Genomic DNA, 14,003 nt, shown 5'->3' on the forward strand with positions numbered 1-14,003 from the left:
GAATCAACATGCAAAAAGAATATACCGTAACGGTGTACACGGAAGACCGGATCGGCATCACCAACCGTATCTCCGTGATATTCACCCGCAGGGGCATCAATATCACCAGTCTCACCACGGCGGAAACCGAGATCGCCGGGGTGTACAAGTTCATCATCACCGTGTTGTCGGAAAGAGACAGGCTGGAAAAAGTGGTGGGCCAGATCGAAAAGCTCATCGAGATACACCGTGCATTCGTTCATGACGAGGACGAAGTGGTGTACCAGGAGCTGGCGCTGTACAAGATATCCACGAAGAGCCTGCATAACGGCGATATCGAGCGGATCATCCGCGATAACAATGCCCGCATCCTCACCATTACCGCGGATTATTTCGTACTGGAAAAAACAGGCCACCAGCAGGAGCTGATCGCCATGCTCAAAAAACTGGAGCCATATGGCCTCATAGAATATTCCAAAAGCGGTCGCGTTGCGATCGTGAAATGGAGCCGCCGTTTCCACGAACATCTCAAAGACCTGTCGCTTATCGAAGCGGATAATCTGAAAGACTGATACGGCGTTTACTTTTTAACCTTAGACTTTTAACAACTTTTTAAAAAAAACACGATCAAAACATGGCAACCATCAATTTTGGCGGGGTACTGGAAGAAGTAGTAACCAGAGAAGAATTCCCCATGGAAAAAGCAAGAGAAGTTCTGAAGGACGAAACTATTGCTATCATCGGTTACGGCGTACAAGGTCCCGGCCAGGCGCTGAATCTGAAAGACAACGGATTCAACGTGATCATCGGCCAGCGTAAAAATTCCAAGACCTGGGATAAGGCAGTAGCAGACGGCTGGGTGCCGGGCGAAACCCTGTTCGAGATAGAGGAAGCGGCACAGAAAGGCACGATCATCCAGTACCTGCTCTCCGATGCGGGTCAGATCACCCTGTGGCCTACCCTGAAACCTTACCTCACCAAAGGTAAAGCGCTGTATTTCTCTCACGGTTTTGGCATCACTTATAAAGAACAGACCAATATTATTCCGCCTGCTGATGTGGACGTGATCCTGGTAGCTCCCAAAGGCTCCGGTACTTCCCTCCGCAGACTGTTCCTGGCCGGCCAGGGGCTGAACTCCAGCTTCGCCATCTTCCAGGACGCTACCGGCAAGGCCCGCGACCGTGTGATCGCTCTCGGCATCGGCGTTGGTTCCGGTTACCTGTTTGAAACAGATTTCAAAAAAGAAGTATTCTCCGACCTTACCGGCGAACGCGGTTCCCTGATGGGCGCCATCCAGGGTATCTTTGCTGCACAGTACCAGACACTGCGCAACAATGGCCACTCACCTTCCGAAGCTTTCAACGAAACCGTAGAAGAACTGACCCAGTCCCTGATGCCCCTCGTAGCCGAGAATGGTATGGACTGGATGTATGCCAACTGCTCTACTACGGCCCAGCGCGGTGCACTGGACTGGTGGAAGAAATTCAAGGAAGCTACCCAGCCTGTGTTCGATGAACTGTATGCTTCTGTAGCTGCAGGCAAAGAAGCGGCACGTTCCATCTCTTCCAACAGCCAGGCGGATTACCGCGAGAAGCTGGAAAAAGAACTGGAAGAGCTGCGTAACAGTGAAATGTGGCAGGCAGGCGCTGCAGTACGTCAGCTGCGCCCCGGCAAATAAGCACGCAATCAGTAAAAGATAAAAGAAAGAAAAAATGAAGATCGGTGTTGGATACGGAGGGATAGGTCGAATTAGCAGCAGCACCTGATGTTCGTTTTTTCTTTTTTTATTTTTTAAACCCAGATAATGCCAGAAGTCAATCATACCATTACACCAACCAGTATAAAAGCCGCAGCGGAAAGGCTGCGCTCCGTGATAACCCGCACTCCCCTGACGTATAACGCCAACCTGTCCCGCCGCTATGGCTGCGATGTGTACCTGAAGCGGGAAGACATGCAGGTGGTGCGCTCCTACAAACTCCGTGGCGCCTATAACATGATGAGCACGCTGGACAAAAGCCGTTTGGTCAATGGCGTTACCTGTGCCAGCGCAGGCAACCATGCCCAGGGCTTTGCCTATTCCTGCCGCCTGCTGAATGTGAAAGGCGTTGTGTTCATGCCCATCATCACACCCAAGCAGAAGGTGAACCAGGTGAAAATGTTCGGCGGCGATAATATCGAGATCAGGCTGACGGGTGATACCTTCGATGACTGCTCCGCAGAGGCGCAGGCTTTTACCCGGGAGCATAACATGACCTTTGTGCCGCCGTTTGATGATCCCAAGATCATTGAAGGGCAGGGGACCGTGGGCCTGGAAATACTGGAAGAGCAGCCGGAAGTGGATTACCTGTTCATTCCCGTGGGTGGCGGTGGCCTGGCATCCGGTACCGGCGTGTATTTCCGCACGTACAGTCCCGCTACGAAGATCATCGGTATAGAGCCGGAAGGTGCGCCTTCCATGCTGAAAGCGCTGGAGAACGGCGGCCCGGTTACATTGCCGGAGATCGATCGTTTTGTGGACGGCGCTGCCGTGAAACGGGTGGGCAGTCTCACCTATGAGATATGCAAAGATGTGCTGGATAAAATGAGCCTCGTGCCGGAAGGCCGCATCTGCTCCACCATTCTGCGGTTGTATAATGAAGACGCCATAGTGGTAGAGCCCGCAGGGGCCTTGTCCATCGCGGCGCTGGACGATTTTGCCGCGGAGATCAAAGGGAAGAAAGTAGTGTGCGTGATCAGTGGGAGCAATAACGATATCGACCGGATGCAGGAGATCAAGGAACGTTCCCTGTTATATGAAGGCCTGAAACATTATTTCATTGTACGCTTTGTGCAACGCCCCGGTGCATTGAAAGAATTTGTGAACCATGTGCTGGGTCCGGGTGACGATATTACCCGCTTTGAGTTCATACAGAAGCATAACAAGGAAATGGGCCCCGCGCTGGTGGGGATAGAGCTGAAGAACCGGGAGGATTATGATGTGCTGCTGGCGAACATGCGCAAGTACAATGTACACTACACGGAATTGAATAAAGACGATGATCTTTTTGGTTACCTGGTATAGCAGGCGCCATCAGCCGCTCGTGTCAGGTAGATAAAGTACCTATGAAGTACTGTTAAGGTACTGTTGAAGTACCCATAAGGTACTCCCATAAAAAGGTACTTTATCTATAGTTTGATAGTGGTTTACAAGTATCCTGAAGATACTTTACCATCCTTACAACAGACTGTCTTTTAGTCATTTATCCTGAAATACGAATGAAGAACAGGCCCGGTTACCCATCGGGCTTACTTGTCGCACTTTCCCCCCAGTATGTCGTTTTTGCCCATAAACCGTTCCGCCTGAGCCCTTAACTTTGTATTCATGAAAAACACCCCCGCCCGGGACATCGACACATACATCGCCGGTTTCCCCGCACCGGTACAGGCCATGCTGCAACAGGTTCGAGAAACTATTCAAAAGGCTGCGCCGGCAGCTACGGAAGCGATCAGCTATGCCATGCCTACCTTCAGGCTGAATGGTAACCTGGTACACTTTGCCGGGTACAAAAATCATATCGGGTTCTATCCCGCGCCTACGGGAGCGGAGGCTTTTAAAAAGGAGCTGGCTGTTTACAAGACCGGCAAAGGGTCTGTACAATTCCCGCTGGATCAGCCCATGCCACTAGCGCTGATCACCAAGATCGTAAAGTACAGGGTGAAAGAAAGCCTTGAAAAGGCCAAAGCCAAAAAGAAATAATACCCTTTTCCGCGGCATCGCAGCGCAAGCTGATAGGAAAGGCCTGCCGCATATCCGGTTCCGCCGTCCGTCAAACCCGGGCCGGTTTCTGCTCCCGGCAGGAATCATTGTTTTTTCTTCGCGATCAGACTATCCGGCGGGTAGGCTGATTGCATCTCCTTCCGGATATTTCCGCACCAGTCACTGATCATTTTTCGTTCCGCCACATTGAGCTTTGCGCTCGTATGAACGATCGTGTAGGAGGATAGGGGCATCTCTCCTTCATTTACCATTTCCGCGGTCTCCTCCAGTTTCCGGTATTGGCGGGAGACGGGGTAAGCAAGGAATTCATCGAAGTTCAGATGACGTTTACCGTCTTTGATATGTGCCGCCAGCCACCAGGCTACCGGCTGGATGTTCGCATACCAGGGATAGACGGTATTGTTGCTATGACAATCGTAACAAGCCTTTTGAAGAATGGCCTCCACATCTGCCGGTACAGCATAGGCTTTCGAAATATGCCCGTCCGGCGAAGCACCGGCGACATTCCGCGCAGGACGGAAGAACTGGATGATGGCCAGTGCGGCCAAAAACACCCACAGTATCATTTTCCATGATCTCATGAAGCTGATTTTAGGTAAGATAAAGTTATTGACCGGATAAGGTCCGGCCAATGACCGCCATCATCAACAGGCATATCGGCGATCATTTTTTTCCGCAACACGCCGGCTTAACTTTCGGTAAACAAAAGATCAGCCATATGAAGATCAACAAAACATGGCACCTGAAACATCCCATGCCGCCCAATCCTACAACGGACCAGCGGATCGAATGGCACATTGCCCACCAGCAAAACTGCTCCTGCCGCAAGATCCCCGGCAAGCTGGCGGAGGAAATGAAGAAAAGGGGTATAAAGATCACCACCTAAAAAACCACTGTTATGAGAATCTTCCTGAAAATACTTGCTTCGGTACTGCTGTTATTCAATGGTCTCAGCGCTGTATATGGCGGCTGGAGCCTGATGATGCATCCTGACGGCAGCGGCTTGGGAATGCCGCTTGAATTACTGGAGGGTACGCTATTCCCGGACTTTTTTATTCCCGGCCTTGTGCTCTTCCTTGTAAACGGGGCTTTCAGCCTGGTGGTGCTGGTCATCACTTTGCTTGAACTTAAAAATTATACATGGCTGATAATGGTGCAGGGGTTTTTGTTAGTGGGTTGGATCGTCATACAGATATTTATCGTGCAGGGAGTAGATCCCTTGCATATCGTGTATTTTTCGACGGGTGTACTGATGATGCTGACTGGCTGGCTGCTGCAGTTAACGGGTATCGAGTATTCCTACCGGATGTGACTAAAGTCACGCTTTTCCGCAGGGTATGGGGCTACATTCATGCAAAATCAATATTATGCCAGTTCAACATAAGATCATTATCGTGGGCGGTGGCAATGCCGGCCTGTCGGTAGCCGCGCGGTTGCTGCGGAAAGACAGCAAACTGGATGTTGCGGTGATAGAGCCATCGGACAAACATTACTATCAACCGGCCTGGACGCTCGTGGGCAGCGGTATTTTCGATATCCGCAAAACCATGCGGCGGGAAGGCGATGTGATGCCTGCCGGCGCACAATGGATCAAGGACAAGGTGGCGGCATTCCTGCCGGAGGAGCATGCCATCGTATTTGCATCCGGAGAAAAGATGTATTACGAATACCTGGTGGTGGCGCCGGGGATACAGCTCAACTGGAACGATGTCAAAGGGCTCAAGGAATCACTGGGAACGAATGGCGTATGCTCGAATTACAGCTACGATACTGCACCATATACTTTTGAAAGCATCCGCAATTTCAAGGGAGGCCGGGCGATCTTCCACAACCCGCATACCCCGGTAAAATGCGGCGGCGCTCCGCACAAGATCATGTACATGGCGGCGGATTATTTCCGGCGGCATGGCCTGCTGAAAAAGGCAGATATCCAGTATTGGAGCGGCGGAACCCGGCTTTTCGGGGTGCCGGAATATGAAAAGACCCTGCTGGAAGTATGCCGCCGGGCGGATATTCACCTGCATTTTCAGCAACAACTTGTGGAGATAGACGGGCCGGGCAAACGTGCGAAATTTACGGGAATGGGGGAACACCAAAATGAGGAGACCTGGGTGGATTTTGATATGATACATGTTACACCGCCGCAAAGCGCGCCTGATTTTGTGAAACAAAGCCCGCTTGCGAATGCGGCGGGATGGGTGGATGTGGACAGGTTTACCCTGCAGCATGTGAAGTACCCGGATATATTCTCGCTGGGAGACGCTGCCAGCCTGCCCACCAGCAAGACCGGCGCGGCCATCCGCAAACAGGCGCCCGTACTGGTGGAAAACCTGCTCCGCCATATGCGGCATCAGCCGCTGTCTGCCAGGTATAACGGTTATACCAGCTGCCCGGTAGTGACGGGTTACGGGAAACTGGTGCTGGCGGAGTTTGACTATGACAACCACCGGGTGGAGACCTTTCCTTTTGATCAAAGCCGGGAAAGATGGAGCATGTTCCTGCTGAAAAGATATGTGCTGCCCTGGATGTACTGGGCCAGAATATTGACCGGCAAGGCATAAGGGAACGTTTTTTGTGACGAATAATCAATTGCTTAAATACAACAGTATGGAAATAAAACAATTTTACGATGAGGCGCTCTCTCATGCATCTTATGCTGTATGGGAAGGGAAGGAGATGGTACTGATAGACCCTTCCAGAGACCCTTTGCCTTATTACCGCCATGCAGAGGCCTGCGGGGCGGAGATCACTCATGTGCTGGAAACGCATCCGCATGCGGACTTTGTGAGCTGCCACCTGCAGGTGCATAAGGAAAAAGGCGCAACAATACTGATCAATCCGATGGTAGAGCCGGATTATCCGTTTTCGCCCTTTAGTGATGGCGATGAGCTGAAGCTGGGAAAAAGTACGATCAAAGCTTTGCATACGCCGGGGCATTCGCCTGACAGCAACAGCTATCTGCTGCTGGATGCCGCCGGGAAATCCGTGGCTTTGTTCACGGGGGATTTCCTGTTCATCAATGATGTGGGTCGGCCGGACCTGCGGGAAGGCGCGGGCCGGATGCGGGAGGAAAGAATGGCGCTGGCACGCCGCATGTACCAGTCCATTTACCAGGTGCTGGCAAAGCTGCCCGATGATGTGATGATCTACCCGGCGCATGGCGGGGGCTCCCTGTGCGGGAAGAACCTCAGCGATCAGCTGTCGGACACACTGGGCAGTCAACGTACGCAAAACTGGGCCTTGCAGGAAATGAGCGAGGATGAATTTGTGAAGGAACTGCTGAAGGATCAGCCGTATGTACCGTATTATTTTCCGTTTGATGTGGAGGTGAACCGTACGGGCGCTGCTTCCGTTCCTGCGGCAATGGAGGGCATCGGGCTGCTGACGGCAGCGGATGTTCCGGACGGTTTGACGGTGGTGGATACCCGTCCCGAGGCATCGTTCAAGCAGGGGCATTTACCGGGCGCCATCAATATTCAGTGCGGACCGAAGGACAAGTATGAAACCTGGCTGGGCAGTATCGTCAAACCCGGAGAGCAGTACTGCATAGTGGTAGCGGAAGAAGCAACGAAGACGGAAGTACTGGCCCGCACGGCAAGGATAGGATATGAAACTTTTGTGACCGGTGTAGTGGCGGGAAATGACTTCGCCGTAACGGATATCGCTAAACCGGTGATCACCGCACACCCTGATGAATCAGGCGCGTATTACATACTGGATATCCGGCAGGCGGGAGAGCATGTTGCACAACCCCTGTTCAAAACGAGCGTGAACATTCCGCTGGTGGAATTAAAGGAGCGCGCCAAAGATATTCTGACCGACAAGCCGGTGCTGGTGCATTGCGCGGGCGGTTACCGTTCTGCAATAGGGGCCAGCCTGCTGAAAAAGATACGGCCTGATCTGAAGGTCTTTGATCTGAGCACGGAGATATCCCGTTACAAATGATGGGCTCAGATCTGGGTTGCTTATGAGAAAAAAGAAGAAGCCGGCCGTACTGAAAAGTATTGGCCGGCTTTTTTATATGTAAATCGACTGCATATTATCAGTGCGGGAGCTTTTCCCGGAAATACCCGTACGTCCATGTACCGGCAATGGCGCTTGCTACTACAACCGCCACCACGGTAGCGCCGGTACCGATCTGCGCGAACAGCGGCCCCGGGCAGGCGCCGGTCAGCGCCCATCCCAGGCCGAATATCAACCCGCCGATGATCTGGCCCTTATTGAATTTCTTGGGCGTGAAGGCGATCGTTTCCCCGTGAATGGTTTTGATCCTGAATTTTTTGATCAGGAATACGGAAAGCGCGCCCACCGCAATGGCCGTGCCAATGACCCCGTACATATGAAAGCTTTGCATCCTGAACATTTCCTGGATACGGAACCAGGAGATGATCTCCGCTTTAACGAATACGATGCCGAACAGTACGCCCACCGCCAGGTATTTGAAATTGTACCACCAGGGATGCTGGCGGACGGAATCGTTGATACATACGGTATCCAGGGAACGCACTTCGTAGTCCGTGGTATTGTTGCTGATGACATCTTCTTTTATAACTGACATGATCTTTCGGTTTATTTATAATTGCATGATGTAAGGGAGGATCAGGTTTGCCATGATGAACCCGCCTGCCATAAAGCAACAGGTTGCGATCAGCGATGGCAGCTGCAGATCGCTGAGGCCCATTATAGCATGGCCGCTGGTACAGCCTCCGGCATACCGGGAGCCGAAACCCACCAGAAACCCGCCGAGCACCATCATGACCAGTCCCCTTGCACTGAACAGCGCTTCCCAGGAAACAAGCTGCTGCGGCACCATGTTGCTGTAGTCCGTAATGCCATACCCCGCCAGCTCTTGCGCGAGACGCGGATCTACCTGCACCGGAAGCGGATCGGCCAGAAAAGTGGCAGCAATGACAGCTCCGGCGAGGATGCCGCCCACGAAAAAGAAATTCCATATCTCCTTTCTCCAGTCGTACTGAAAAAATTTGATGTTGCCCGGAAAGCAGGCAGCGCAGGCATGCCGCAGGTTGGCGGAGATGCCGAAATGTTTATTGCCCAGCAGCAACAGGGCCGGTACGATCAACCCGATCAGTCCGCCTGCCACATACCAGGGCCAGGGTTGGAAAAGTGCTTCCAGCATATGATCTTTTTTTAAGGACAAAAATCGGCTATGCAAGCTATGCCGGCCGTGATAATTGTCACGATTCAGAAATGATAGTTCAGGATAAGGTTCCAGGAAGCCATATCGATCTTGTTGATCAGGTATTTTTTATCCGTTGGCGGTGTGCCCAGATGGCCTTTGTACACGAAGAGAAAAGCCAGGTCCATGCCCTCCAGGGACTGCCCGAAAGCGTAATCCGCAAGCGCCTTGACGTGATAGTAGGAAGGCACGCCGTATTTGCTCAGGGCATGGTCCTGCACATCAGGCATGTAATAATGGCCATAGCCGAATTCCGACCGGGCATGGCAGCAGGGATGTTTCATTTTGAGCAGGGCGGAGGCTGCATGCACATCGCCGTAGCCTTCATTGCGCTCCCTGGACAGGTAAGTGAACAATGGCTCGGTGCCCCATTCCCGCGGCATGGTAAATCTTCCGCTTTTGGTGATGCGGGTGTAGTTGAGGGTGAGCTGTGTTTTTTCATCTTCCCAGCCGGCGCGCAGGCCAAGTATGTTGACGGTATTGCCGGGAGCGAAGTAGGTTTTTGCAGGGTCAGGGTTTCCCCCATCCCGCAGCGCATCCTGCCGGATGTATTGCAGGGCGCCGAGCCAATACCCCTGTTTGATATCCGCCTGCAGCATTGTGGTATGGAACATGTTCTCCGCCACGTATTCCCAAAGCTGCGCATGAAAAGCGGGTGACGGCCGGAAATGAATACCGGCCAGCGCCACTCCCGCGGACCTCAGGTTGTTCCGGTAGTTACCCGTGGAGCCGTTCCTGTTCACACCCTGCGGGTATATGCCGATGGAGCCGCCCGTATTGTACCAGTCAACGGTGCTTCGCGGGGAAAAGCGGTAAAGAAAACCGGTTTCCAGCGAGGTATGCGCGGAGATGCTGAACCTGCCATAGAAGCCTTCCGCTTCCGAGGGCCGCATCCTGCTGTCCTGCGCATTGATGAAGGGCGTGTTGATGATCTGTTTGCCGAATATCAGCTGGTTGCCGGCGAAACTGTATTTAAGGTACAGTTCTTCCAGCCGGTCGATATTGCTTTTATTGTAAGGATCTTCGATATCGAATAAACCGATCTCATAACGGTTGTGCGCACCGGAGGAAGGGTCCGCTTCGCCCAGATCAGCGGAATGAAGGTTGTAGATGAAGAACCCGCTGACCCCGAAACTGAAATTGTACCAGGGGCGTGTTTCATATTTGATCCCGCCGCCGATGGCAATGGCGTGGTAGTCGGACAGCCCGGCCGCATTATCCGTAAACATGGAGAACTGCCGGAAGTGGCCGTGAATGCTCCCTTTGCGGAAAGCGCGGAGCAGGCTGGAGGTATCCGCCTTTTCCGGCGTGCTTTGTGCCGGGGCCGGCGTAAAGGAAAGGCCTGTAACACAAAGCAGGATGATACTTTTGATACAGGCCGTTCTCATTTTTTCTTCCCGTTGAACATGCTGAATGCCAGCGCGCCGAGCACGGCAAAATAGGCGGTACTGTTACGCGGACTTGAGGTGATGGCGCAGGTGCCGGATACACATCCCACATGTTTCCAGTACAGATATCCGGCCACTGCGCCCAGTATGCCTCCTGCCATGATCAGTATGATATTGCGCCGCATCATGACAGCCGGTGTTGCAGTTCCTGCCAGGCGCCGCCATTGGTTGCGGTAATGCCGCTGCCGGAGAGCAGGGATTTAGCCATGGCGCTGCGGTTGCCGCTTCTGCATACGGTGATGATCTTTTTACCTTCTTTTTTCAGCTGCGGTATCTTTGACCGGATACTGTCCAGCGGAATATTCAGGGAGCCTTTGATATGGCCTTCCCTGAATTCCGCCGGCGTTCTGACGTCTATGATCATTGCACCTTCTTTTACCAGTTCTTTTACATCCGCCTTTGGGCCGGAAAAGAACACATTGAATATTTTTAACATCGTCGTTTTTTTTAGAGTAAAGTAGTGGGGCAGACGTAGTCCGTTACCTTGAACTTCCCGCTTTCTTTTATGGCTTTGAAACCGCCTTTCACATCAATAAGGTGATGATAGCCCCTGGCACGCAGGATGGAATTGAAGATCATGGAGCGGTAACCTCCCGCGCAATGCACATACCACGTCTTTTCCTTGTCCAGCCCCGCGGAGCTTTCGTTGATGAAATCCAGCGGTGCGTTTTCCGCATCGATGACATGTTCGCTCAGGTATTCGCTTTTCTTCCGCACGTCCAGGATCGCCACAGGTCCCTGTTCCATTTTTGCCGCCAGTTCGTCCGCGGTGATGGTAGGGATGGCATCGGTTTCGAGTCCGGCTTTTTCCCATGCGGGGAAGCCTCCTTTGAGGTACCCGATGGTATGGTCGTATCCCACCCGGGCCAGTCTTACGATCACTTCATCCTCGCGGCCTTCGTCCGTAACGAGCAGGAGCTGCTGCCGGATGTCAGGGATCAGGGTGCCTACCCAGGGCGCGAAGTTGCCGTCTATCCCGATATTGATGGAATTGGGGATGAAGCTTTTGGCGAAGGTCTGCGGATCGCGGGTATCGAGTATCAATGCGCCCGTTTCATTGGCCGCTGTTTCAAAAGCAGCGGGGGAGAGAGCATGATGACCTCTTTCCAGCACTTTGTCTATGCTGTCGTATCCCTGTATGTTCATCATGACATTCAGCGGGAAGTAGGCAGGCGGCGCTACCAGGCCGGTGGTCACCTCCCGGATGAACTCTTCTTTGGTCATATCCGGGCGCAGCGCGTAATTGGTCTTTTTCTGATGGCCCAGCGTGTCTGATGTTTCTTTGCTCATGTTCTTGCCGCAGGCGCTTCCTGCGCCATGTGCCGGGTACACGATAATATCGTCCGCCAGGGGCATGATCTTGTTGCGCAGCGAATCGTAGAGATGGCCGGCGAGCATATCCTGCGTCAGCTCAGCCTTTACTTTCTGCGCCAGGTCCGGGCGGCCTACATCGCCGATGAACAGGGTATCTCCACTGAACAAGGCCGCGTCGTTACCTTTCTCATCCCGCAGCAGATAGCTGGTGCTTTCCATGGTATGGCCGGGTGTATGCAATACTTTGATGGTCACATTGCCGACCGTCAGTTCTTCCCCGTCTTTGGCGGAATAGAAGTCAAAGGAAGGCTGTGCGTTAGGCCCGTACACGATGGGCGCACCGGTTTTCTTCGAGAGATCGAGATGACCGGAAACGAAGTCTGCATGAAAATGCGTTTCCAGCACATATTTGATCTTTGCGCCGTTCTTTTCCGCCTTCTGCAGATAAGGTTCCACCTCACGCAGTGGATCGATGATCACGGCTTCTCCGGCGCTTTCAATATAGTAGGCGCCCTGAGCGAGACAACCGGTATAAATTTGTTCTATTTTCATGGTGTTGGATTTTTATATGTCAAAGTTGAGATGAATTGCAGGTTTTAAACGTGACATTGGTCACATCAATGGCCGCCGCCTGTTCCGGGGAAAACGAGTTCTTTTACCAGGATATACAGTCCCATGACCAGCACGAACCAGCCGAACCCTTTCTTCAGCCGGTCTGCCGGCACTTTTTTGCCGAGCTTATTGCCAAGAAAGATTCCCAGTACCGCCAGCGCGGTGACGATCACCAGCAGTTTCCAGTCCATCAGGTCTTTGCCCGGATCGCCGGTGAAACCGATCAGTGATTTGGCGGCAATGATCAGTAATGAAGTGCCTACAGCCTGTTTCATGGGCAGCTTGCTCAGCAGCACGAGCGCCGGAATGATCAGGAATCCGCCCCCGGCGCCAACGAGACCGGTGAGGGTGCCTACGATCGTTCCTTCCAGCAGTATCAGCGGGTAGTTGAATTTTTGCGGGGATGATACGGTTTCCTCATTTTCCGGTTTGTTGCGGATCATGGAGATGGAAGCAAAGACCATCAGCACGGCAAAAAGGACCATCATCAGGAGTGACCTGGTGACAACAAGTGATCCGATGCTGAAAAGCTCCTGCGGAATGGCCGGAACAACGAATGCTCTGGTGGCATAAACGGCGGCGATGGAAGGGATGCCGAATATCAGCGCTGTCTTCAGGTTTACCTCACCCAGTTTGTATTTGGGGAAAGTGCCTACCAGGCTGGTAGCGCCAACGATGAACAGGGAATAGGCAGTAGCGATCACCGGTTCCACATGAAAGAGATAGACCAGAACGGGAACGGTAAGGATAGAGCCGCCTCCGCCGATCAGTCCAAGTGAAACGCCTATAATCAGTGATGCAATATATCCTGCGATTTCCATGTGGTAAATGTTTACATGCAAATCTCAGTTATGGCGGCAAGCTTACCCGTGATATTTATCACGGTAATGGTTAATTCAGATCAATGATCTCGATATGAGAGCGGTGCAGCTTTACCATGCCTTTGTCAGACAGTTTTTTCATCAGGCGGGAGATCACCTCGCGGGAGGAGTTCAGCTCCTGCGCGATCTCCGTGAAGGCGAGGGGAATAATGTTGCTGTTGAGGCTTTTCTGATGCCTTTTCAGATAGAACACCAGGCGCTCATCCATATTTCGGAAAGCGATATGATCGATTGTGGTAAGCAGTTCTTCAAACCGGCTGCGGTAGGTTTCCAGCACAAAGTAGTACCAGGTTTTATAGCGGGTCATCCATTCATCCATGTACTGGAGTGGTATTTTGATGACTTCCGTATCCATCACCGCTTTTGCCATGATGCCGCTGGTTTCCTGCTTTGTGGCGCAGATCATGGACAGGGCGCAGGCATCGCCCGGGTTCAGGTAATACATGAAGAACTCGTTGCCTTCCTCATCCTCACGATACACTTTTACCAATCCTTTGGTGATAAGCATGGTGGAACGGATGTTCTGCCCTGTTTTAAGCAGGGGCTCACCTGCGGGCACGCTGATAAGGTCCGCTTTTTCTTCCAGCTCGCTGACGAGCCCTGTTTCGAATGCCGGGAAATGTGCTTTGATGTTCATGGTCAGATCAATTATGCAAGATAAGCTTAATGCTGGTGGTGTATCGTGACAAATGTCACGCCTGATCAGGGGAACAGCTGTGGCAATTGTATCAAAAAGACTATTGCCCGGGTAAAAGTTACGTGTTTTTCAGGGTTTCTGGCGGATTTTGACCAGGATGTCCTGATTCAGACGCTGT

The 14,003-nt window shown here is 52.4% G+C and carries 17 protein-coding genes; 8 read left to right on the plus strand and 9 right to left on the minus strand.

The features are described from left to right. Positions 1 to 8: 8 nt before the first annotated feature. From ilvN to FW415_RS11385, 4 genes are all read left to right on the plus strand, one after another. Complete coding sequence (gene ilvN / locus FW415_RS11370; RefSeq protein ID WP_148384903.1) at positions 9 to 551, plus strand: acetolactate synthase small subunit; 543 nt, start codon at positions 9 to 11, stop codon at positions 549 to 551. A 62-nt stretch (positions 552 to 613) separates the two neighbouring features. Further along, a complete protein-coding gene (gene ilvC, locus FW415_RS11375; RefSeq protein WP_148384905.1) occupies positions 614 to 1,657 on the plus strand; it encodes a ketol-acid reductoisomerase in 1,044 nt (347 codons plus the stop codon). A 126-nt stretch (positions 1,658 to 1,783) separates the two neighbouring features. Beyond that, positions 1,784 to 3,040 carry a threonine ammonia-lyase IlvA gene (gene ilvA / locus FW415_RS11380; RefSeq protein ID WP_148384908.1) on the plus strand — a complete coding sequence of 419 codons (1,257 nt, stop codon included), beginning with the start codon at positions 1,784 to 1,786 and terminating at the stop codon, positions 3,038 to 3,040. Between the two features lie 300 nt (positions 3,041 to 3,340). Next, positions 3,341 to 3,715: an iron chaperone gene (locus FW415_RS11385; protein WP_148384910.1), complete on the plus strand. Its 375-nt coding sequence runs from the start codon at positions 3,341 to 3,343 to the stop codon at positions 3,713 to 3,715. Between the two features lie 104 nt (positions 3,716 to 3,819). Here the strand turns inward: FW415_RS11385 and FW415_RS11390 are convergent, their stop codons facing one another. Continuing rightward, complete coding sequence (locus FW415_RS11390) at positions 3,820 to 4,317, minus strand: heme-binding domain-containing protein (protein ID WP_148384911.1); 498 nt, start codon at positions 4,315 to 4,317, stop codon at positions 3,820 to 3,822. Positions 4,318 to 4,367: 50 nt separating this feature from the next. Between FW415_RS11390 and FW415_RS11395 the strand changes: the two genes are divergently transcribed. From FW415_RS11395 to FW415_RS11410, 4 genes are read left to right on the plus strand one after another with little or no spacing between them, the layout of a single operon-like run. Further along, complete coding sequence (locus FW415_RS11395; protein ID WP_148384912.1) at positions 4,368 to 4,622, plus strand: hypothetical protein; 255 nt, start codon at positions 4,368 to 4,370, stop codon at positions 4,620 to 4,622. A gap of 12 nt (positions 4,623 to 4,634) precedes the next feature. After that, on the plus strand, positions 4,635 to 5,048 hold the full coding sequence (locus FW415_RS11400; RefSeq protein ID WP_148384914.1) for a hypothetical protein: 414 nt from the start codon (positions 4,635 to 4,637) through the stop codon (positions 5,046 to 5,048). 55 nt (positions 5,049 to 5,103) lie between these two features. Next, on the plus strand, positions 5,104 to 6,297 hold the full coding sequence (locus FW415_RS11405) for an FAD/NAD(P)-binding oxidoreductase (RefSeq protein WP_148384916.1): 1,194 nt from the start codon (positions 5,104 to 5,106) through the stop codon (positions 6,295 to 6,297). A gap of 46 nt (positions 6,298 to 6,343) precedes the next feature. Beyond that, entirely contained in the window at positions 6,344 to 7,681 is a 1,338-nt protein-coding gene (locus FW415_RS11410) for a rhodanese-like domain-containing protein (protein ID WP_148384918.1), read from the plus strand. A gap of 97 nt (positions 7,682 to 7,778) precedes the next feature. On the opposite strand, the gene FW415_RS11415 is transcribed toward FW415_RS11410, so the two are convergent. From FW415_RS11415 to FW415_RS11450, 8 genes are all read right to left on the minus strand, one after another. Beyond that, on the minus strand, positions 7,779 to 8,294 hold the full coding sequence (locus tag FW415_RS11415; RefSeq protein ID WP_148384921.1) for a DUF6691 family protein: 516 nt from the start codon (positions 8,292 to 8,294) through the stop codon (positions 7,779 to 7,781). Between the two features lie 15 nt (positions 8,295 to 8,309). After that, positions 8,310 to 8,873 (minus strand): YeeE/YedE family protein, encoded by a 564-nt coding sequence (locus FW415_RS11420; RefSeq protein ID WP_148384923.1) that lies wholly within the window; start codon positions 8,871 to 8,873, stop codon positions 8,310 to 8,312. A 65-nt stretch (positions 8,874 to 8,938) separates the two neighbouring features. Further along, a complete protein-coding gene (locus FW415_RS11425) occupies positions 8,939 to 10,321 on the minus strand; it encodes a hypothetical protein (RefSeq protein WP_148384925.1) in 1,383 nt (460 codons plus the stop codon). Continuing rightward, positions 10,318 to 10,509, minus strand: a complete 192-nt coding sequence (locus FW415_RS11430; protein WP_210420863.1) for a hypothetical protein — start codon at positions 10,507 to 10,509, stop codon at positions 10,318 to 10,320. The genes FW415_RS11425 and FW415_RS11430 overlap by 4 nt, the downstream gene beginning before the upstream one ends. Continuing rightward, positions 10,506 to 10,817: a rhodanese-like domain-containing protein gene (locus FW415_RS11435; protein ID WP_148384927.1), complete on the minus strand. Its 312-nt coding sequence runs from the start codon at positions 10,815 to 10,817 to the stop codon at positions 10,506 to 10,508. The genes FW415_RS11430 and FW415_RS11435 overlap by 4 nt, the downstream gene beginning before the upstream one ends. Positions 10,818 to 10,828: 11 nt before the next feature. Beyond that, on the minus strand, positions 10,829 to 12,247 hold the full coding sequence (locus FW415_RS11440) for a rhodanese-like domain-containing protein (protein WP_148384930.1): 1,419 nt from the start codon (positions 12,245 to 12,247) through the stop codon (positions 10,829 to 10,831). A 65-nt stretch (positions 12,248 to 12,312) separates the two neighbouring features. Further along, positions 12,313 to 13,128, minus strand: a complete 816-nt coding sequence (locus tag FW415_RS11445) for a sulfite exporter TauE/SafE family protein (protein ID WP_148384932.1) — start codon at positions 13,126 to 13,128, stop codon at positions 12,313 to 12,315. Positions 13,129 to 13,198: 70 nt separating this feature from the next. Further along, positions 13,199 to 13,825: a Crp/Fnr family transcriptional regulator gene (locus FW415_RS11450; protein WP_210420864.1), complete on the minus strand. Its 627-nt coding sequence runs from the start codon at positions 13,823 to 13,825 to the stop codon at positions 13,199 to 13,201. Positions 13,826 to 14,003 lie beyond the last annotated feature (178 nt).

The sequence above is a fragment of the Chitinophaga sp. XS-30 genome (assembly GCF_008086345.1).
GTDB lineage: Bacteria > Bacteroidota > Bacteroidia > Chitinophagales > Chitinophagaceae > Chitinophaga.

Bases quoted from the DNA above. Each gene is read 5' to 3' on its own strand.
- FW415_RS11400 (WP_148384914.1), top strand. From the start codon at position 4,635: ATGAGAATCTTCCTGAAAATACTTGCTTCGGTACTGCTGTTATTCAAT.
- FW415_RS11435 (WP_148384927.1), bottom strand. From the start codon at position 10,817: ATGTTAAAAATATTCAATGTGTTCTTTTCCGGCCCAAAGGCGGATGTA.
- FW415_RS11410 (WP_148384918.1), top strand. From the start codon at position 6,344: ATGGAAATAAAACAATTTTACGATGAGGCGCTCTCTCATGCATCTTAT.
- FW415_RS11385 (WP_148384910.1), top strand. From the start codon at position 3,341: ATGAAAAACACCCCCGCCCGGGACATCGACACATACATCGCCGGTTTC.
- ilvC (WP_148384905.1), top strand. From the start codon at position 614: ATGGCAACCATCAATTTTGGCGGGGTACTGGAAGAAGTAGTAACCAGA.
- FW415_RS11415 (WP_148384921.1), bottom strand. From the start codon at position 8,294: ATGTCAGTTATAAAAGAAGATGTCATCAGCAACAATACCACGGACTAC.
- FW415_RS11445 (WP_148384932.1), bottom strand. From the start codon at position 13,128: ATGGAAATCGCAGGATATATTGCATCACTGATTATAGGCGTTTCACTT.
- FW415_RS11430 (WP_210420863.1), bottom strand. From the start codon at position 10,509: ATGATGCGGCGCAATATCATACTGATCATGGCAGGAGGCATACTGGGC.
- FW415_RS11395 (WP_148384912.1), top strand. From the start codon at position 4,368: ATGACCGCCATCATCAACAGGCATATCGGCGATCATTTTTTTCCGCAA.
- FW415_RS11450 (WP_210420864.1), bottom strand. From the start codon at position 13,825: ATGAACATCAAAGCACATTTCCCGGCATTCGAAACAGGGCTCGTCAGC.
- FW415_RS11440 (WP_148384930.1), bottom strand. From the start codon at position 12,247: ATGAAAATAGAACAAATTTATACCGGTTGTCTCGCTCAGGGCGCCTAC.
- ilvN (WP_148384903.1), top strand. From the start codon at position 9: ATGCAAAAAGAATATACCGTAACGGTGTACACGGAAGACCGGATCGGC.
- FW415_RS11390 (WP_148384911.1), bottom strand. From the start codon at position 4,317: ATGAGATCATGGAAAATGATACTGTGGGTGTTTTTGGCCGCACTGGCC.
- FW415_RS11425 (WP_148384925.1), bottom strand. From the start codon at position 10,321: ATGAGAACGGCCTGTATCAAAAGTATCATCCTGCTTTGTGTTACAGGC.
- ilvA (WP_148384908.1), top strand. From the start codon at position 1,784: ATGCCAGAAGTCAATCATACCATTACACCAACCAGTATAAAAGCCGCA.
- FW415_RS11420 (WP_148384923.1), bottom strand. From the start codon at position 8,873: ATGCTGGAAGCACTTTTCCAACCCTGGCCCTGGTATGTGGCAGGCGGA.
- FW415_RS11405 (WP_148384916.1), top strand. From the start codon at position 5,104: ATGCCAGTTCAACATAAGATCATTATCGTGGGCGGTGGCAATGCCGGC.